The organism is Planktothrix pseudagardhii, from assembly GCF_904830925.1.
Classification (GTDB): domain Bacteria; phylum Cyanobacteriota; class Cyanobacteriia; order Cyanobacteriales; family Microcoleaceae; genus Planktothrix; species Planktothrix tepida.
This window is the reverse complement of record NZ_LR882967.1, coordinates 4701966-4720169: the sequence shown is the minus strand read 5'-3', so window position 1 is coordinate 4720169 and position 18204 is coordinate 4701966. Positions and strand designations below refer to the sequence as shown.

19 protein-coding genes, 1 tRNA gene and 1 other annotated feature are annotated in these 18204 nt (G+C 43.1%); of the genes, 7 read left to right on the top strand and 13 right to left on the bottom strand.

The genetic code is table 11. The features are described 5' to 3' along the window. Positions 1–75: 75 nt before the first annotated feature. The 4 genes from NMK36_RS20320 to NMK36_RS20305 all read right to left on the bottom strand — a co-directional run bounded on the left by NMK36_RS20320 (position 76) and on the right by NMK36_RS20305 (position 4280). A complete protein-coding gene (locus tag NMK36_RS20320) occupies positions 76–1689 on the bottom strand; it encodes a glycosyltransferase family 39 protein (protein ID WP_254174500.1) in 1614 nt (537 codons plus the stop codon). 240 nt (positions 1690–1929) lie between these two features. After that, positions 1930–2265 (bottom strand): ribulose bisphosphate carboxylase small subunit, encoded by a 336-nt coding sequence (locus tag NMK36_RS20315; RefSeq protein WP_254174499.1) that lies wholly within the window; start codon positions 2263–2265, stop codon positions 1930–1932. 59 nt (positions 2266–2324) lie between these two features. Then, the gene (rcbX, locus tag NMK36_RS20310; RefSeq protein ID WP_254174498.1) at positions 2325–2729 is read right to left on the bottom strand and encodes a RuBisCO chaperone RbcX; all 405 of its coding nucleotides are present in this window, start codon (positions 2727–2729) and stop codon (positions 2325–2327) included. Positions 2730–2849: 120 nt separating this feature from the next. Further along, complete coding sequence (locus NMK36_RS20305; protein WP_072719961.1) at positions 2850–4280, bottom strand: form I ribulose bisphosphate carboxylase large subunit; 1431 nt, start codon at positions 4278–4280, stop codon at positions 2850–2852. A gap of 736 nt (positions 4281–5016) precedes the next feature. Between NMK36_RS20305 and NMK36_RS20300 the strand changes: the two genes are divergently transcribed. After that, complete coding sequence (locus tag NMK36_RS20300; protein WP_245824270.1) at positions 5017–6768, top strand: serine/threonine-protein kinase; 1752 nt, start codon at positions 5017–5019, stop codon at positions 6766–6768. A 276-nt stretch (positions 6769–7044) separates the two neighbouring features. Here the strand turns inward: NMK36_RS20300 and rplL are convergent, their stop codons facing one another. From rplL to rplS, 8 genes are all read right to left on the bottom strand, one after another. Then, a complete protein-coding gene (gene rplL, locus NMK36_RS20295; RefSeq protein ID WP_072719959.1) occupies positions 7045–7440 on the bottom strand; it encodes a 50S ribosomal protein L7/L12 in 396 nt (131 codons plus the stop codon). A 65-nt stretch (positions 7441–7505) separates the two neighbouring features. Further along, the gene (gene rplJ / locus NMK36_RS20290) at positions 7506–8054 is read right to left on the bottom strand and encodes a 50S ribosomal protein L10 (protein ID WP_072719958.1); all 549 of its coding nucleotides are present in this window, start codon (positions 8052–8054) and stop codon (positions 7506–7508) included. A 101-nt stretch (positions 8055–8155) separates the two neighbouring features. After that, positions 8156–8344 (bottom strand) — a sequence feature (ribosomal protein L10 leader region). 136 nt (positions 8345–8480) lie between these two features. Next, positions 8481–9197 (bottom strand): 50S ribosomal protein L1, encoded by a 717-nt coding sequence (gene rplA / locus NMK36_RS20285; protein ID WP_072719957.1) that lies wholly within the window; start codon positions 9195–9197, stop codon positions 8481–8483. Positions 9198–9291: 94 nt separating this feature from the next. Beyond that, entirely contained in the window at positions 9292–9717 is a 426-nt protein-coding gene (gene rplK / locus NMK36_RS20280; protein WP_072719956.1) for a 50S ribosomal protein L11, read from the bottom strand. A 9-nt stretch (positions 9718–9726) separates the two neighbouring features. Continuing rightward, positions 9727–10401 (bottom strand): transcription termination/antitermination protein NusG, encoded by a 675-nt coding sequence (nusG, locus tag NMK36_RS20275; protein WP_072719955.1) that lies wholly within the window; start codon positions 10399–10401, stop codon positions 9727–9729. Further along, on the bottom strand, positions 10398–10628 hold the full coding sequence (gene secE, locus NMK36_RS20270; protein WP_072720097.1) for a preprotein translocase subunit SecE: 231 nt from the start codon (positions 10626–10628) through the stop codon (positions 10398–10400). The genes nusG and secE overlap by 4 nt, the downstream gene beginning before the upstream one ends. Positions 10629–10808: 180 nt before the next feature. Then, positions 10809–10881: transfer RNA gene (locus NMK36_RS20265), tRNA-Trp, on the bottom strand. A 114-nt stretch (positions 10882–10995) separates the two neighbouring features. Further along, positions 10996–11382, bottom strand: a complete 387-nt coding sequence (rplS, locus tag NMK36_RS20260) for a 50S ribosomal protein L19 (RefSeq protein ID WP_072719954.1) — start codon at positions 11380–11382, stop codon at positions 10996–10998. Between the two features lie 157 nt (positions 11383–11539). On the opposite strand from rplS, the gene NMK36_RS20255 reads away from it, so the two are divergent. From NMK36_RS20255 to NMK36_RS20245, 3 genes are all read left to right on the top strand, one after another. After that, positions 11540–12814 carry an inorganic phosphate transporter gene (locus tag NMK36_RS20255; RefSeq protein WP_072719953.1) on the top strand — a complete coding sequence of 425 codons (1275 nt, stop codon included), beginning with the start codon at positions 11540–11542 and terminating at the stop codon, positions 12812–12814. A gap of 264 nt (positions 12815–13078) precedes the next feature. After that, on the top strand, positions 13079–13216 hold the full coding sequence (locus NMK36_RS20250) for a hypothetical protein (RefSeq protein WP_186440381.1): 138 nt from the start codon (positions 13079–13081) through the stop codon (positions 13214–13216). 47 nt (positions 13217–13263) lie between these two features. Further along, complete coding sequence (locus NMK36_RS20245; RefSeq protein WP_072719952.1) at positions 13264–14979, top strand: DMT family transporter; 1716 nt, start codon at positions 13264–13266, stop codon at positions 14977–14979. A gap of 53 nt (positions 14980–15032) precedes the next feature. Here the strand turns inward: NMK36_RS20245 and NMK36_RS20240 are convergent, their stop codons facing one another. Then, complete coding sequence (locus NMK36_RS20240) at positions 15033–15908, bottom strand: LysR family transcriptional regulator (RefSeq protein WP_072719951.1); 876 nt, start codon at positions 15906–15908, stop codon at positions 15033–15035. A gap of 283 nt (positions 15909–16191) precedes the next feature. Here NMK36_RS20240 and NMK36_RS20235 point away from each other — a divergent pair, with 283 nt between their 5' ends. The 3 genes from NMK36_RS20235 (at position 16192) to cobA (ending at position 18133) form a co-directional block, all read left to right on the top strand. Then, positions 16192–16698, top strand: coding sequence for a type IV pilin-like G/H family protein (locus NMK36_RS20235; RefSeq protein ID WP_072719950.1), 507 nt, complete (start codon positions 16192–16194; stop codon positions 16696–16698). Positions 16699–16762: 64 nt separating this feature from the next. Beyond that, positions 16763–17017: a hypothetical protein gene (locus NMK36_RS20230; protein WP_072719949.1), complete on the top strand. Its 255-nt coding sequence runs from the start codon at positions 16763–16765 to the stop codon at positions 17015–17017. A 360-nt stretch (positions 17018–17377) separates the two neighbouring features. Then, positions 17378–18133, top strand: a complete 756-nt coding sequence (gene cobA / locus NMK36_RS20225; protein ID WP_186440380.1) for a uroporphyrinogen-III C-methyltransferase — start codon at positions 17378–17380, stop codon at positions 18131–18133. Positions 18134–18204 lie beyond the last annotated feature (71 nt).

Genomic DNA, 18204 nt, shown 5'->3' with positions numbered 1-18204 from the left:
TGTTGAACCCGATATTACCATCTTAGTTTAGGGGATCAACCAGATAGAGGTTTTGATAAAAATTGCAAAATTTTGTTACTTGAGTTCCCAGAGTTGGGTTTGTTGAGCAACCTTTTCTAGCTGATAGTTAGAAGTTTCAATCCTTTGGCGTAATTCTTGAGAGGGGTTGAGAACCAAAATTTTTGGCCCTACTGGGAGTAATAATAGATTCGGTTGAGAATTGACCATAAATAGTTTGATGTTGGGATTCAATTCGTAACTTAACGAAATAATATTTCCTAAATTTGTATAATCAATTCCTTGATCCACGATGAGGGTCGCTGAGGGATTTTGATTCAAATAACGAGCCATTTGGGGAATTTCATGACTGGGAACTTGATGCCACCAGCTTTGAGAATTGGCACTGATACTAATGGAAATAATACTGGAAGTGAATAGGATTGCTAAGAGTCCTCGCCAGAATATTTCTCCATCCATTAACGAAATTTTATTACTCTGAATATGGGTAGAAAATAAATAAGCAACAGCTAATTGAAGGGCTGGAAAAGAAGGAATTAGAAAGCGAGTTACCCCAGAACGTCCTCCCCCTAACAACACATCGGGTAAGGCTAAGATTAAAAAGGGAACTAAAATTGATGTCCAAATAAATAGACGAGTGGGTCGATTTGTTTGTAAGCTAATTTGATAGAGTGCTGCTACAATAATTAAAATAAAAGGCAGCCTGAGTAAGTACATTTGAATGCTATTAAAATCAAAATTGATATCAATAAATAGACAGGTAAAACTCAAGATCCATAACTTAATTAAGTTGAGTAAACTCGTGGGATAGGCTGACCAATGTGTAACATCTATAGCTTGTTGTAAATTATTGATTAAAATGATTAACCAAGGACTATAAGCCAGAATAGCGATCGCAATTGCTGCCAAAAACTCTAACAAAAAAGTAGAGAAAGGAAGTTTTTTCCTTCGGGAAAAGGACGGGGAAGGTTCAAGACTCAATAATAGAATATAAGCTCCATGACCAATAATTGTTAACCCGAATAAAATATGGGTATAGAGTCCTAAAATACAAGCTAAACTATAGCCGCCCCAAAATAAAGGATGTCGCCAACGGACGGCTTTGAGTAAGTAATAACTACTTACAATTACCATCAAGGTGAGTAAACTATATTGTCGGGCAGTTTGAGCAAATAAAATATCAAAGGGGGATAAAGCAAGAAAGGCTGTCGCGAGTAAAGCGGTTTGGGAAGATTGAAACAGTTCCCAAGCCAATAAATACATAAACGGTAAGGATATTAAACTAATTAAAGCGGGTAAAAGACGAGAAGCCAGAATAGAATTACCGCCTACAAACATCCATCCTCGTGCCAATAAAAAGTAAAAGGGAGAATGTTGAGGATCTTCTGTGGCTAAAGAATTGAGGGTATCTAGGGGGGTACTTCCGGGTTTAAGTTGTTGATATTTTAGGAGATCAATGGGGGAAACAATACGATTTTGATAGAATTCTTGGGCGAATTCTTGACTGGTATATCCCGCCGCCCGCAGGTTCGTATAAACTTCATCATGCCAATAGATTTTTCCATCTAATGCTACAAAGCGAAAGCTGACACCAACAACAATGGCAACAATTAAAAATAACGGCAGAATCTGAAGGCGAATTTTGTTAAAAATTTTTTGGGGATGGAACATAACATCCGGTTACATTAAGTTTAATATTTTTATAGGAGGGAACAGGGAACAGGGAAGAAAAGGAAAGAGAGAATAGGAAATTGAAGGATAGAATATAACGTTTAATTTTTGTGTTCTTGATTAAAAAAAGCAGGGAATTTCCCTGCCTAAATTGGGCTCAAATTCTAAACAATTTTAAGCAAAGGATGAGTTAGGGACTTTGGAATCTAGTTCTAACTCATCCAGTCTTAAGACTTAATCTTAGTACAGAGAAGTAGAAGGTTTGTGAACAATGAAGCTCAACACTTGGCACTGTTTCACGTTGTCAAAACCCATGACGCGAATAAAAGATTTGGAATATTCTTGGCGGCAAGCTTGGATTTCATTTAACACTTCTTGGGGGGTAGAAGCACCGAACAGAGGCAACTTCCACAGTGTCCAATAGTGTTGGGTGGGTTCAGAAGATTCGCTGAATTCTACACCAGGGATATATCCTTGCTCCAAAATATATTGGATTTGCTTGACGATTTGAGCATCGGTCAAGGGGGGGAGATAGGATAAGGTTTCAAAACGACGTTCTTTTGGTAATGTCCGCATTGTTGTTTCTGAAGTTCAATCCACTAAAGGTTTACACGCAATGGCAATTAATCTTTCACTCACCGAGGATCGGCATTGGGTTCCGAGTCGGTTTGCAATTTTGTCTCTGGGTTAGGTTCAATACTACTGAGTTGCGTCATTCGTTCTAAATACTGACGGCGATAATCCATATTGGCTTTTTGAATATTGTCACGAACCATTTCCGGTAAATAATCAGCGACTTCCTCCACCAGATGGTCTCGTACCGTCATAATGCGAAAAGCCATTTCCTGATTTTCTTGAAGCATTTCCTGTAGATAAGCTTCTCCGTCCTGAATTTTACCCGTTGAGGAAAATCCACTCAGCCAAATTGCTTGTCCAGGGTTCGTTTCCCGTAGTTGATTCGTAATAATCCTAACAGCCTGATAGGTCAGGTAGCTTGCCAGCACCTTTGATGTTTCTTTCGCAACTTGTTTGATATCCATAGGCTGACCTAACCCTCTTGATTGTGGATTTAGATTTTAGATTTTGGATTGAGTTGTAACCACAACTGACTTGATTTGTCAAGTCTGACCCAAAATCCAAAATCCTGAATCTCCAATCAATTAGACGGTATCCATCGACTCGAATTCAAACTTGATTTCTTTCCACAGTTCGCAAGCAACAGCCAGTTCAGGAGACCATTTGCAAGCTTCGCGGATAACGTCGCCGCCTTCACGGAACAGGTTACGGCCTTCGTTACGAGCTTGGATACAAGCTTCCAGAGCCACACGGTTCGCAGTTGCACCCGGAGCATTACCCCAGGGGTGTCCGAGGGTTCCACCACCGAACTGTAAGCAAGAGTCATCGCCGAAGATTTCCACCAGGGCGGGCATATGCCAAACGTGAATCCCACCGGAGGCAACGGGCATAACCCCAGGCATAGAAGCCCAATCTTGGGTAAAGTAAATCCCACGAGCACGATCGACTTCAACGTGATCTTCACGCATTAAGTCAACGAAGCCCATGGTGATGCCTTTTTCACCTTCGAGTTTACCCACAACGGTACCGGAGTGCAGGTGGTCTCCACCGGACATCCGTAAGCATTTGGCTAACACGCGGAAGTGAATCCCGTGATTTTTCTGACGGTCAATAACCGCGTGCATGGCACGGTGGATGTGGAGCAGCAGACCATTGCTACGGCACCATTTGGCTAAACTGGTGTTAGCGGTGAAACCACCCGTCAGGAAGTCGTGCATGATGATGGGGGTTTTGATTTCTTTGGCGAATTCAGCCCGCTCCATCATTTCTTCAGAGGTGGGGGCGGTCACGTTTAAGTAGTGGCCTTTGATTTCCCCGGTTTCAGCTTGAGCTTTTTCGATGGCTTCTTGAACGAACAAGAAGCGATCGCGCCAGCGCATGAAGGGCTGAGAGTTGATGTTTTCGTCGTCTTTGGTGAAGTCTAAACCACCGCGTAAGCACTCATAAACGGCGCGGCCATAGTTTTTGGCAGACAGACCGAGTTTGGGCTTGATGGTACAGCCGAGCAGAGGACGACCATATTTGTTTAATTTATCGCGCTCAACGGTAATCCCGTGAGGAGGCCCTTGGAAAGTTTTCAGGTAAGCAATGGGAATCCGTAAGTCTTCTAAACGCAGGGCGCGCAAGGCTTTGAACCCGAAAACGTTACCGACTAAAGAGGTCAGTAAGTTGGTGACAGACCCTTCTTCAAACAGATCCAGAGGATAGGCGATGTAGCAAATATATTGGTTATCTTCACCGGGAACGGGCTCGACTTCATAGCAACGACCTTTGTAACGATCCAGGTCAGTCAGTAAGTCTGTCCATACCGTTGTCCAGGTTCCGGTAGAGGATTCAGCAGCAACGGCAGCACCCGCTTCTTCCGGGGGAACTCCAGGTTGAGGCGTGACGCGGAAGGCAGCCAGAACATCTGTATCTTTAGGTGTATAGTCGGGCGTGTAATAGGTCAGTTTATAGTCCCGTACCCCAGCTTGATAGCCGGATTTGGACTTGGTTTGTGTTTGAGAGTAAGACATATCTCCCTTAAATCTCCCTTCGTGAGGAATCGCTTATTTTATGCGCTAATTGGCAATTGATTAAAATAGTATCAAGAAATGAGTCATTGCAACGTTGAATCTTTTTAATATTTTCATAACATTTGTTTATATTTCTTCTGAATTAGCCATAATTTCCTCAGAATCCTTGTTTGTTTTTAACCTTCTTTACCATTAAATTGGCATTTTTTATATTAAGTCTTATTAAGGTAATTTTCTTGAATAGAATAAGTGATTTTACTTAAATTTTTTAGAGATTTTGATTGCACAGTTGTAGCCTGCTGTCAAGCAAAACGCTATGATCCCCGATTTTCAGTCTTCAGATTTCCGAGGGAGGAACTGCACAGAAGTATTTCTAGGTTTACCCCAGAATTCTAGCCATAGTCTCCATCAGGTTGCCAGTCTGTACCCGACTCTTTTTCCTCTGTTCAAATTTCCCTCCTCCTCTAACCCTTCGTTTCGGCTTTGTTGAGTCTGAACCGAGGATCAAGTTGCCACTTAAATAGTATATAATCTATGATAAATTAATTAACAATTGACTTTAATCTATTCAACTAAAACTGGGTTTTGCGTAGAACTCTTCGTTAATATTGTTGTTATAACAGTTGACCGTTGACGATTAACGGTTGCAAGACTACCCCTTCCCTATTCCTGACTGATAACTGGTACAGACGCGCCATGGCACGTCTCTACACTGATAACTGAATCACTGCCCATTGTGAATCCACCCAATATCCACTGTATTAATCCCCACTGTTCCCATCCCTCCCATCAACCTTGGGGGAACAAATTTTGTCAGAGTTGTGGAGCTCCCCTACAACTCAACCAACGTTATATTCCCTTACACAATTTAGGGAGTGGGGGGTTTTCCCGACTCTATACCGTCTGGGATCTCAAAACCCAAACTGAAAAAGTCCTCAAAGTTCTGGTTGAACCTTCTCCCAAAGCCTTAGAACTCTTTGAACAGGAGGCGGCAGTTTTAGCTCAGTTACGCCATTCTGGAGTTCCCAGAGTTGAAGGAGACGGCTATTTTTATTTAAAAAAACGCAATGGGAACGATGGCCATCTCCCCTGTTTAGTCATGGAAAAAATTCATGGCCCGACGTTACAGGAAATTTTGAACCAATACCCCCAAGGCTGTCCCGAAGACTGGGTGCTCAGTTGGTTATCCCAAGCTTTGGAAATTTTACGCGAGTTACATAGCTATCAAATTATTCATCGAGACATTAAACCCTCGAACTTGATGTTACGCATGACTCCCCATCAACCCTTGAGTACCACTCAAGTTTGGCAAACCCAACTGGTGATGATTGACTTTGGCGGAGCGAAACAAATTGGTAATCTAGTACATGGCGATCGCGAAAGTACCCCCCGCAGTACCACCCGCCTCGTGTCTGCTGGATACAGTCCCCCAGAACAGGTGATGGGGGCAATGGTGGGGCCAGCAACGGATTTTTATGCCTTGGGACGCACTTGTATTCATTTATTAACAGGTCAATTTCCAGGGGAATTAGAAGATGGGTTAACAACGGAATTACAGTGGCGACAAAAAGCACAGGTGAGTCCTGGGTTTGCTAATTTATTAGATCGCATGGTTCAACTCGATCCCCGTCAACGTCCCCAAAGTGCTACGGAAATTCAAACGGATATCTTTAGAATTGTTCGACAGAAAAAGCATCCTCGACGGATGATGTCGTCTCATCAACAATTACTAGACCGCATCAAAACCACATTAATTCAATGGGATCGCGGATTAATTCAACTGGTTTTAGGACTGGGAAAATTAACCCTCCATTGTGTTCGGGGAGTAGGAGAAACGAGTTGGGAAATGGCATTAGCCGTCATTGGGTCTATAATTGGAACCGTCATAGGAGCAATGTTTGTTTATTTCTCTGGGTTAGGAGAAACCATAACTGTTTTTTTAGCCCAAGAATTACCTCAACTTTTGCCGAATGTTCCCCTAACTTTAGGCGCAGAAATATTAGTTTGGGGATTAGCAGGATTAGGAACTGGAATTGGCTTAACGGATGCAGGAGGATTTGATCAACGTCGCCGTTATCCTTTAGCTGGAATCATGGGACTATTCGGTTATATTGTAGGGGGAGCCAGTGGAGAATTGATTAATCGCTTAGGAAATTTAGGACTTCAAGGAAGGGAATTAGAACTTTTAAATCAACTTCCTTTCGGAATAGCGGCGATATTAGTAACGTTAGGTTTAGGGTTACGAAGTGATCAACTTTTTCAGGGAATTTGTGTTTTATTAACCGTCACAACTTTATTTTTAGGGTTCAATCAATTTGATCTTTTTCCTCAAGAAGTATTAACGTTTCCCACTGAAATGCAACAGCCTAATTTACCTCAATTTTGGCAAAGTTTGGGTTTTATGGCTTTACTCAGTGGTACAACAGCCTTTTCTCTGGGAATCACGCACTATTTAATTCTACCCATATTTCGCTGGTTAAGTCGCTAGTTCTCCCTTTTCCCCTGCCCCCCCAGGGCTGTTTCATTCTAAAAAAATTAGGTACACAAAAGGCAAAGATAATTGATATTGTCGGCTATCATTCTTTGAACTTTTCTTAGGGAATGATAGCCGTTAATTTGAAACAGAAGTATTAGAGAAAAGATAGCAACAAACTTATTCACTGTTTACTGTTCCCTGTTCCCTAGCTAGAACAAAAAACCTGATTTCTGAATCAGAAACCAGGTGAGGAACGAACTAAAAAACTAAAATTAAGCTACGTTAAAATTATTTAACGGAAACTTTAGCACCAGCTTCTTCCAGTTTTTTCTTCGTTGCTTCAGCATCATCTTTGTTCGTACCTTCTTTAACCGCTTTAGGTACGGCTTCCACTAAATCTTTAGCTTCTTTCAGACCTAAACCAGTCAGTTCACGCACCACTTTCAGAATTGTAATTTTCTTATCAGCAGGGTATTCTTCCAGAACAACATCAAATTCTGTTTTCTCTTCAACTTCTTCTGCTGCTGCGGCACCGCCAGCACCAGGAGCCGCCATCATGAAACCACCGACGGGAGCGGCTGCACTCACACCGAAAGCTTCTTCAATTTGTTTAACTAATTCAGACGCTTCTAACAGCGTTAAAGACTTCAGTTGTTCCAGAATTTGATCAGTAGTTGCAGACATTCTTTAAACTCCTAGACAATGTAACGTTTTTGTTTGATACTTGTTGCCAAAGCCCACACGAGAAACTATACAGCTTCATCGTTTGAGCCATTTTGATCTTTTTCGGCATAGGCATTAAGAGCGCGTGCCAAAGACCCTGGAACCTCGTTGATACCAACGGCCAGTTTGGTCGCCACACCATTAATAGCCCCAGCAATTTGAGCCATAAGTTGCTCTTTGGAGGGTAAATCTCCTAATGCTTTAACATCACTTTCACTCAGCAGCCGGCCTTCCATAACGCCGCCGCGAACTTCCGTTTTCTTAGAAGCCTTTTGGAAAGCTTGGTAAGCTTTAATCGCGCTACCAAAGTCCTCTTTGACTAATAAAAAAGCATTAGAACCCTTCAGCAACTCTGTCAATGGCTGCCAGTTGCTTTGACCCTCGATGGCAATTCGCATTAAGGTGTTTTTTGTCACCTTGCAAACACTACCGGAGGGACGAAGTTGTTGCCGTAAATTGGTGATTTCTGCAACGGACAAGCCGCTGTAGTCAATCACAATTGCCAGTTGTGAATCTTTGAGCGTTTCTTTGAGTTCGGCAACAATTGCTTGTTTATTTTCTAGGGTTCTTCCCATTCTTGTGGAACCTCCTTGTGACATTGCGGTTCATGTTCATCCCTTTAAGGTGATGTGATGACCTACAATGGTTGACTTCTTCCCCGACGCGACAGAGCGCGAATTCGCCATAAAAAACCTCGGTTTTTTACCGAGGTCAAAACTTAAAACTTAAACATTCAGGATAAAGAAATACAGATTCCTGTTAGTCTGTCACTTCCCCTATAATTGTTTAGCTTTAAACTCGTTTAACCTCGGCAGGACATTAAGCGTTTTGCCCCTGCTGTCTGCGGTGAGTTAGCCGTTTATTGGTTTAAATACGCAATTTTTTATCATTGCATATTTTATTGAATTTGTCAAGGAAATCAGTAAAAATCTTGAAGAAAGTGGAACAGGCATCTTGCCTGTTAAAAGCTCTTGCCGAGAACCCTTTTCCCCATCACCGCATTAAGCTACATCTCCAATTTTCAGTTCTCGCAGTGCGGTAATATCCACTTCAATGGATGGCCCCATTGTGGCAGCAATAAACACACTGCGCCAGTAACGACCTTTTGCCCCCGAAGGACGGTTACGGTCAATACATTCTTGTAGTGCGGACAGGTTCACCAGCAAATCTTCCGCAGAAAACGCTGTTTTCCCAAACATAATATGAACGATCCCAGTCCGATCAGCCCGGAATTCTAGTTTCCCGCCTTTAAATTCTGCGATCGCTTGGGCGACATCCATCGTCACGGTTCCCCCTTTTGGAGAGGGCATTAAGCCTTTAGGCCCTAACAGCCGTCCCAGTTTTGCCACTTGAGGCATCATATCCGGTGTGGCAATTAAGCAGTCAAAATCCAGCATTCCTTTCTGGATATCATTAATTAAATCTTCTGAGCCAACAATATCAGCCCCTGCACTTTGAGCTTCCGTGACTTTTTCACCTTTGGCTAATACCGCCACCCGGATCACTTGGCCCGTTCCTTTGGGCAAGGTCACGGTTGTCCGCAGTTGTTGATCTGTATATTTGGGGTCAATCCCTAAACGAATATGAGCTTCGGCTGCTTCAGGAAACTTAGCTGTAGCGGTTTCCTTTAACAGTTTAATAGCTTCTAAAGGTTCATAGGGCCGTTCTTCAACCTTTTTTCTCAGTTCTTGTAATCGACGAGATACTTTTTTTGTCATTCTCTAATCTCCTGGGGTAATTAACGAAGGGACACTTCTCCCCCATTAAAGGGTTAACTTAAATCAAAGTATTCAACCAACGCCTGAAGTCGCCTTAATCGACAATGGTAACTCCCATGTTGCGGGCGGTTCCTGCCACAATTTTCATGGCAGCGTCCACATCATTTGCGTTCAGGTCGGGCATTTTGGTTTCGGCAATTTCTCGTAACTGAGCTTGCGTAATTTTGCCCACTTTCTTGCGGTTCGGTTCCCCTGAACCCCGTTCAATACCTGCGGCTTTGCGAATTAACACCGAAGCCGGAGGGGTTTTCAGAACAAAGGTAAAACTCCGGTCTTCAAAAACCGAAATTTCCACCGGAACTACAAGACCTGCTTTATCTGCGGTTTTGGCGTTATATTCTTTGCAGAACGCCATAATATTCACCCCGTGTTGACCCAAAGCGGGGCCAATGGGGGGTGCAGGGTTGGCTTTGCCCGCAGTAATTGCCAACTTAATAACTGCTACAACTTTTTTTGCCATTCCTTAGCCTTAGCCTTGTTTTTCAACCTGAGTAAACTCTAATTCCACAGGGGTATCTCGCCCAAAAATCGACAGTAACGCTTTGAGCTTACTGCGTTCTGGACTGACTTCAATCACATCTCCTTCAAAGTCTTTAAACGGCCCTGAAAGGACAATGATATGATCCCCTATCGCCATTGCTGCCTTGACAATCGGTTCCTGTTGTTGCGCTTGTCTGAAGATACGCTCCACTTCAGCATGGCTCAATGGTAGAGGTTTAACGTGACCTCGACCCCGACCCGAATGCCGCTTTTGTTCCGCCCCAACGAAATTAATGACGTGTGGCGTGTTCTTGACCACCTGCCAAGCTTCATCGTCAATTTCCCAGCGATTAAGTTCGTTATTCCACTTTAGTCTCATTTGAATGAGGACATAACCTGGAAACACTTTCTCTTCACCGTGTTGACGACTGCCATCTTTCCGCAGTTTAATCATTGGGGTGTGTGGGATTTCCACCTTCAAAATCCGATCCGCAACATCCAAGGTTTGTACCCGTTGTTCCAGGTTCGCTTTGACTCGTTTTTCACAGCCAGAAGCCACCTGAACAGCATACCAACGACGCTCTCCCGGTGAAAACTCCTGGGAACGTTCGTCTGTATCTGCCATGAGGTCTGAATGTTGTGATTCGTCCGATGTAAAAGTCATCCGAAGATTTGCCCCGACGCCCAACGAAAGAAGTTGTCTGCTAAATAGATCAAGCTAGCCGAGAGAGTGACCATCAACAATACGCCGGCCGACTCACTTAAGAGTTGCTGTCGGCTTGGCCAGACTACTTTGTCCAATTCCTCTTTCGTTTCTTTGAGGAACGTAGAAGCGTTAAAGCCAGAAGTTGTTTCTTGACCTCCAACTTCTTCTTTCTTGTTGACCACCATGAACTCCCCTTGCGATCTTACGGTATCTGATCCTGATCTTATCTGAAAGAGGGTCACACATCCGCCCAAACTTGTTAATTTATCACACTGAATCCTCCGACACAATGTTCCGATCCGTTGCTTTTCGGAACAATGCCCAGACGTAAGATTTCCTTTCGTCTGGGCATTGGAGGTATCCAGCGCGCCCTGGAGGACTTGAACCCCCGACATCAGGTTTTGGAGACCTGCGTTCTACCAACTGAACTAAGAGCGCATAGCGGAGTGGCTGATCTTTTACCTTATCTAGCTTAACACAACTTGCAGACTTTAGTTAAAAATTTTTCCGAAAATCTCTAGGGGAATCCTAGATGGTCGGGTGTTGAGTCCGTTATAGACTGCGATCAAAGCGTTGTTTAACGCGAGTGGCTTTACCCACACGGTCGCGCAGATAGTAGAGTTTTGCCCGACGCACTTTCCCACGACGCAGAACTTTAATACTGACAATTCTAGGAGAATGAATTAAGAAGACTCTCTCAACCCCGACTCCTTGAAAAATCTTACGCACGGTGATGGTGGCGTTAATGCTGCCATGACGTTTGGCAATCACAATGCCTTCATAAGGTTGGATGCGTTCTTTACCGCCTTCTTGAATCTTCACGCTAACTTTCACCGTATCGCCCACATAAATGTCCGGGAGATCGGGTTTATTGAGTTGTTGCCGCAGGTTTTCAATTTCTGCCGTTTCAATAGAACGGATAATTTCTTCCGCCTTCATAATGATTTTCCAAAACTCACAAGCCCCTATTATAGATCAAAACGGATTGTAAAATCTAGATCAAATCAGTTATCAGTTATCAGTTATCAGGGGCAACGGACAATAGGCACTCTTGCCATCGTCAATCATCAACTGTCAACCGCTAACAGTCACCAAAATGGATTTAATCGTACCAATCATCCTGTTATGTGGGTTAGCCTTCTATGTTGCCTGTAATTTGGGGGCAAATGATGTGGCTAACTCCATGGGGACATCGGTGGGTTCCAAGGCTTTGACCCTGAAACAAGCAATTATCGTCGCCGGGATTTTAGAATTTACCGGGGCGGTGTTGTTTGGAGAACGAGTCTCTAAAACCTTAGCAACGGGGGTTGTTAATCCAGAAGTCTTTATCTCAATGCCTCAAGAGTTTGTGATTGGCATGGTATCGGTCTTAATTTCCGCCGGATTGTGGTTACAAATTGCCACCCGTTATGGATTACCCGTATCATCCTCCCATGCCGTTGTCGGGGCGATCGCTGGATTTAGTTGCATCGCTGCCGGACTCAACGCGGTAGATTGGCTCACCATTGGTTTGATTTCCCTGACGTGGTTACTTACACCGTTGATGAGTGGCATCATTGCAGCCTTATTTTACACCTTGATCAAGCATTGGATTTTAGATCAACCCGATCCTCATAAGCAAATTCGAGAATGGATTCCTTGGTTGAGTTGTGCCTTAATTGGAATTTTTGGGGTGATCGTCTTCCCGATTTTGAGTCCTCCCTTACAAAACACGTTAAATCAGTGGGGGTGGACACTGCCTGCTCATGATATTCCTTTAGCCATTGGGGGGATAGCGGCGGTCAGTTTAACCTGGATCAGTTGGCGACAATTGGAACAACAACAGAACCTTTCTATTTCTAATACGACCCCCGAAAAATTTCCAGGGATCGAAAAGCAACTTGCTCAATTTCAGGTCATTAGTGCTTGTTTTGTTGCCTTTGCTCATGGATCAAATGATGTAGGGAATACAATTGCACCCTTAGCCGCGATTTTAGCCGTGATCAAAACGGGTTCTGTCCCTCTAGCCGATATTGAAATTCCCACTTGGCTGTTACTCTTAGGAGGGAGTGGGATTGTGACCGGATTAGCGATCTGGGGTAAAAATGTGATTAAGACCGTGGGAGAAAATATTATTTCTCTTGTTCCGAGTGAAGGGTTTTGTGCCGAATTAGCAACTGCAACTACTGTATTATTAGCGTCTCGTTTAGGACTTCCGGTTTCCACTTCCCATGCTTTAGTCGGAGGTGTGGTGGGAATTGGACTGGTGCAGGGGGGAAAGTCGGTGCGGTTAGATACCGTCCGTTCCATTGTTTTAGCTTGGGTGATTACGGTTCCCACCGCAGCTTTGTTGAGTGCGATTCTATTTAAAATGATGGAATCGATTTTATAAGCTGATCCTGATTGACACTCCCCACTCTGAAGAGACAAGGTTTCCAACCTCTAGGAGGTCTTGATGAGTGGCACACTGCTATAGCACTACGCAAAAAGGGGTTTGAGATTTCTAAATCCAGCAAAGCCTTTCACAGCTTACTGTTCGCGGTTCGCTGTTCCCTGTTCCCTCATGCTATAAAACTTGTGATTGAGATCGGATTTAGCAAATCTAGGACTATACAAGGACGAGATTTTGCTGATATTTTTGGTGAATCAATAGAGAATGAGCTATTGTGTAGAGACCGACCATGCTTGGTCTGTACCAGGTTTTGGGGACAATTTTACCCCAGTCGCCATTTTTCCCGTTGTGCCTTTATCGGAGTCAGATTGTGAAACCGGGACACAGGCAGCGTGGGTATGAGTGGCGGAATAGCTGAATGAGCAGATAGATTAAGAGGTTAATCACGAATGGGGACACAGGACAATCAACCGCCACCCTTGGGATCGGGAGAAACCAGAACACCAACAGACGAAATCCTCAATTCGGTGATGCAGGAGTTGGAAGCGCTTCATCGGCAAATGAAGGAACAAATGTCTCAGGACATTCAACGACTCCAAGCAGATAAAGATCGCCTAATTGAGGATATTGACAGCCTGCAAACGGAATATCGGCGGCTGCAATCTCAGCAGTTCCAAACGCTATCCGATCGCATTCCTCCCAATCCAGCTTGGCTGAAACAACTGACCCAAATTGTTGCTCGTAATGTAGAACAAGCCTTGATCGCTCGGATTAATCAAATCAAAGCAGCCAGCGATCCGCCTCTATTAGCAGCCGATCCTAGTGGACTGGTTCCCCTGTCTGATCTGGGGGATGAAAATTTTAATAATCGGCAATTGGAAGCGGTCTTGGAAACAAGCCTCAACCATACATTCCAGACGTTACAGCAGGAATTAAGTCACTACCAAAGTGACCTGTCTCGACGCTTGAACAATATGCAAACTCTGGAACAGCAAGCCGAAGCTTTGCTAGAAACCATTGTTGCTCGTTTGCAGCAACAAGCTGAAACTTCAACCCTGGGAGGGGATAGTTCCAGACGAGAATTCTCAAGCGGACGTCCTGAAGCCCTTCCCCCAGCGAAGACGATTTTAACGAAGACACCGGAAACCGCTCCTTCTGGGGCTAAATCCTCTTCTCCGGTGCAATTGGGCTTATTCTTAGCGTTATTATCGGCCGTATCCCTGTCGTTATTTAACGTCTGTCTCAAGATTATTCTCAAAGGGCCACAACCCCGTGAAATCTTTGGTCTATTTTCGCTGGAAGGAATTATTACTCCGGGAATCGGAAATTCCTTATTAATTTTGTTACTCCGCATGATTGTGGTCATGGGATTGATGCCGATTGTGGCAACGTTTTTGTATCCCCCGGTATGGCAGGATCTGCGACGTTTTCTTCAGTCTGGTGATCGTCGCTTAATGCTGACGGTGATTGGGAGTGGATTTTTCTTATTTTTATCTCAAGTCGCTATTTATGTCGCAATTGGTGAAATTCCAACCGGAATTGCGATTACGATTTTCTTTATCTACCCCATTGTTACGGTAATTGCTTCTTGGGGTTTATTTGGAGATCGACCCACGTTAATCCGAGTGATTGCCATGATTACGATTTTGGCTGGAGGTATTCTGTGTTTACCAGCCCGAAATCCTAATATTGCGATGGGCAATGTACAGGTAGGGGTAATTGCCGCCATCTGTGCAGGTATAGCATTTGCGGGTTATGTATTGTTGACACAAGTGGCGGCGGGAAAACTGCATCCGATTCCCTTTAGCTTGGTGAACTTTGCGGCTATCTTTGTGTTTTCAGCCCTGAGCTTAATGGTATTACCCGATAACTTAGGGATTAGTATCGAACCGGGTGTTTGGAACGGGTTAATCATCGGTGGCGTTGTTTTAGGGGTTCTCACCCTATCGAGTTATTTATTAAACAATTTTGCCATTCGTTCGGCGGGAGCTTCCTTAGCCTCGATTATCGGGACTACGGGGCCAGCATTAACGGCGTTGTTTGCTTTCTGGATTATTGGTGAATCCATTAAACAGCAGCAAATTTATGGGATGGCATTAGTGATTTTGGGCGTGGGAGCCATGAGTGTTGAACGCATGATCGCCGCCAAGCGTAAAGCCAGCTAGATGTTGACGGTTGAGTGTTGATGGTTAAGGGTTAACACTCAACACTCCTCTGTCTACTTGAAAAATACTCCTGTTCCTCTTAAGACATCGAGAAAGGCGAAGACGGCAGGAACATGGAAGCCATTTGACCAAATTGCAGCACCAATCACTCGTTCTAGGGGAGCAGGTAAAGCTCTAACTTGGACTTGGGGAGGAATGGGTAAGGCGGCTAAACGGGGTAAAATTGCGGCTCCTAAGCCTTGAGCGACCATACTAACAATTGTTGAATCTTCTTTAATTTGATAGGCGACTTTTAACGATTGTCCCCATTTTGCCCAATGTTCACGCACCGCAGAGGTACATTCGGCATAATTAAATAATATAAAAGAGTAAGTTGAGAGTTCTTCCCAGGTCAAGGTTTCGGGAATGTGAGGCATGGAGTTTGGGAGCAAGACTACATATTCATCTCTGGCTATTTCCCAGGTTTGAAATTCTTCAGAACGGGGTAGAGGAACTAAGCCAATATCGACTTGACCTGTTCGCAAAGCTTGTTCAATTCCTAACGGATCGGTTTCGGTAATTGTGATTTCTACATCGGGAAAACGGTTGCGAAACAGAGCAACTTTTGACGGAAGGATGTGAGTTGCGGCGCTGCGAAAGGATGCAACCCGAATTTTTCCTCGCTGTAAGCCTTTTTCTAAATTGACTTCATAATCAATGGTTTCACGCAGTTCTAAGATTTTTCGCGCGTGTAGCATTACCCGTTCTCCTATCAGGGTGGGACGAGCTCCAAACCGTCCTCGCAGCAGCAAGGGAACACCAAGTTCATCTTCTAAGGCTGCGATCGCTCGACTCACGGCAGATTGAGAGATACTCAGACTTAATGCTGCTTCTGAAAAGCTTCCTTGTTCTGACACGACTAATAAAATTTCCAATTGGTCAATATTCATTTTCCTTAAGCTGTTAGCTATAGCGCAAGGGAACAGGGAACAGGAATAGGGAACAGTAAGAAGTCAAAGGGTTTCAGGTTTGACTCCGAAGTCCTAACCCATCATGCGGAGCACTATATTCACCTCCCCGACTTCAGTTGCGCGTGCAAACGTTGAGTTAACTTTAATAAACTAAGTTATATTATAGTAAATTTTTATCCGTTTTTAACTGATAACCGTTATATTAAATTTAGCATCATTCATTAAAAATTTCGGTTTTATTATCCAATCTAGGATCACAAATATGTCAAAATTTTCTCTTTTAAATTCTCAAAAAAAATGGATATATTTGTCTTGTTCAAGTATATTATTAATCCTGGTTACTCTAGGCTTTTTTCACTTTGATAATAAAATTCGTAGAAGTCAACAAGCACAAGGTAGATCAATTTTAAAGAGTTTAATTAAAAATCAAAATCAACAATTCAGAAAATATGGTAAATTTACTCCTAACTTAGAAAATCTATATCGAGGGACTTCAAAAGGCATCGGAACCTATCAATTTAAAATGACTGTAGAGTCAGATCAAGTATTTTTTGAAGCGATTCCTATTATTTGGCGTCGGGTGAGTTACTCTGGCGCGATCTTTAAGATTAAAAACAATCAATCCGTTATCCTGGTGGGAGGCATTTGTAAAAGTCCTCGCTCCTCCTTTACGGCTCCAACTCCCATTCAACCTCCTTTTCCCAACTTTTATCAAGTTCGCTGTCCTCTTGATTCTGAATTGATGGATTCGATGAAATTTATCAAATAAATAAAATTAAAAAATAGCTGGAAAATCAACTTAATATTAATGGCTGCATCTATATCAATATAAAATGAAAGTGGAATCGGAGCAAGTATTATTTGAAGTTTCTGCAAACCTTCCTCGGATTAAAATTTATTCCGGTGCGTTATTTACCGTTAAAATAGAAGGTTATATGGTGCAGGTCGGCGGAATTTGCCAAAGGGATGACCTAACCGCTATTCCTCCCACTCCCATTCTACCTCCCTCCCCAGGTTCTAAAGAAATTCGTTGTCCTGCGGGTTCTCAATTGATCGAAGCCATGCAGTTTGTAGATGAAAATGATTAAAACATGACAAAATCACTACCGTTTCGTATTATTCTATACTTATCATCTTTCAGGAACGAGAATAGTTGAGGTGTGATCGCTTAACCGGAACCCATAAAAAATCGATGATCTGAGAAAATTCACCTTAAAGGTTCTGGTTTTCTTCCCCTCTATACTGTTCTTCCCTCTAGGAAAAATTGCTACTGTGAAAAAAGTTATCTTTAATTACAGATTTGTATTACCAAGTCGTGTTAAATCAGTGAGTAAAATCATCCATTCAGTTATCGGTAATTGAACAACATAGCAAACCCATCGCCTCGAAAGATACAGTTAATTTGTTTAACTCCCTTTTCAACGAACTAAGATTTGAGTAAAGTGACTATGAATCAACCTCAACACTGTTTAGGTAAAGTCTATCTCGTGGGTGCAGGGCCAGGAGATCCCGGTTTGTTAACGATTAAAGGAAAAACCTTATTAGAATTTGCAGATGTCGTCATTTATGATGCCTTAGTTAGTCCTCAAATCTTAGATTTAATTAACCCTCGATCGGAAAAAATTCATGCGGGAAAACGACGAGGACGACACTCATTATTACAAGAAGAAACCACTCAACTGTTAATTGAAAAGGTTCAAACCCATGGGGTTGTGGTGCGCTTAAAAGGAGGAGATCCGTTTATTTTTGGTCGCGGTGGCGAAGAAATGGAAGATTTAATTCAAGCGGGTGTTCCGGTTGAAGTTGTACCTGGAATTACATCAGGAATTGCGGCACCTGCTTACGCGGGAATTCCCTTAACCCATCGAGATCATAGTTCATCTGTTACCTTTGTCACAGGTCATGAAACCGCAGGAAAATATCGACCTTCTGTGAATTGGGAAGCGCTCTCCAAAGGTTCAGAAACCATCGTCATTTATATGGGGGTGCACAATTTACCTTATATTATTCAACAGTTAACCCAAGCTGGACAATCCCCTGAAACCCCTGTGGCGTTAATTCGCTGGGGAACTCGACCGGATCAAGAAGAGTTAATTGGAACTTTAGAAACTATTGTTCAAAAAGTAGAAGAAACAGGTTTTGAAGCCCCTGCGATCGCTGTAATTGGTTCGGTTGTGAATTTTAAATCCCGTTTAAATTTGTAGAAGGAAATAGGGAATAGAAAAACATGATTCAGAAAATTATTAAATCAATGAGAGCTAATCATTATGTATCC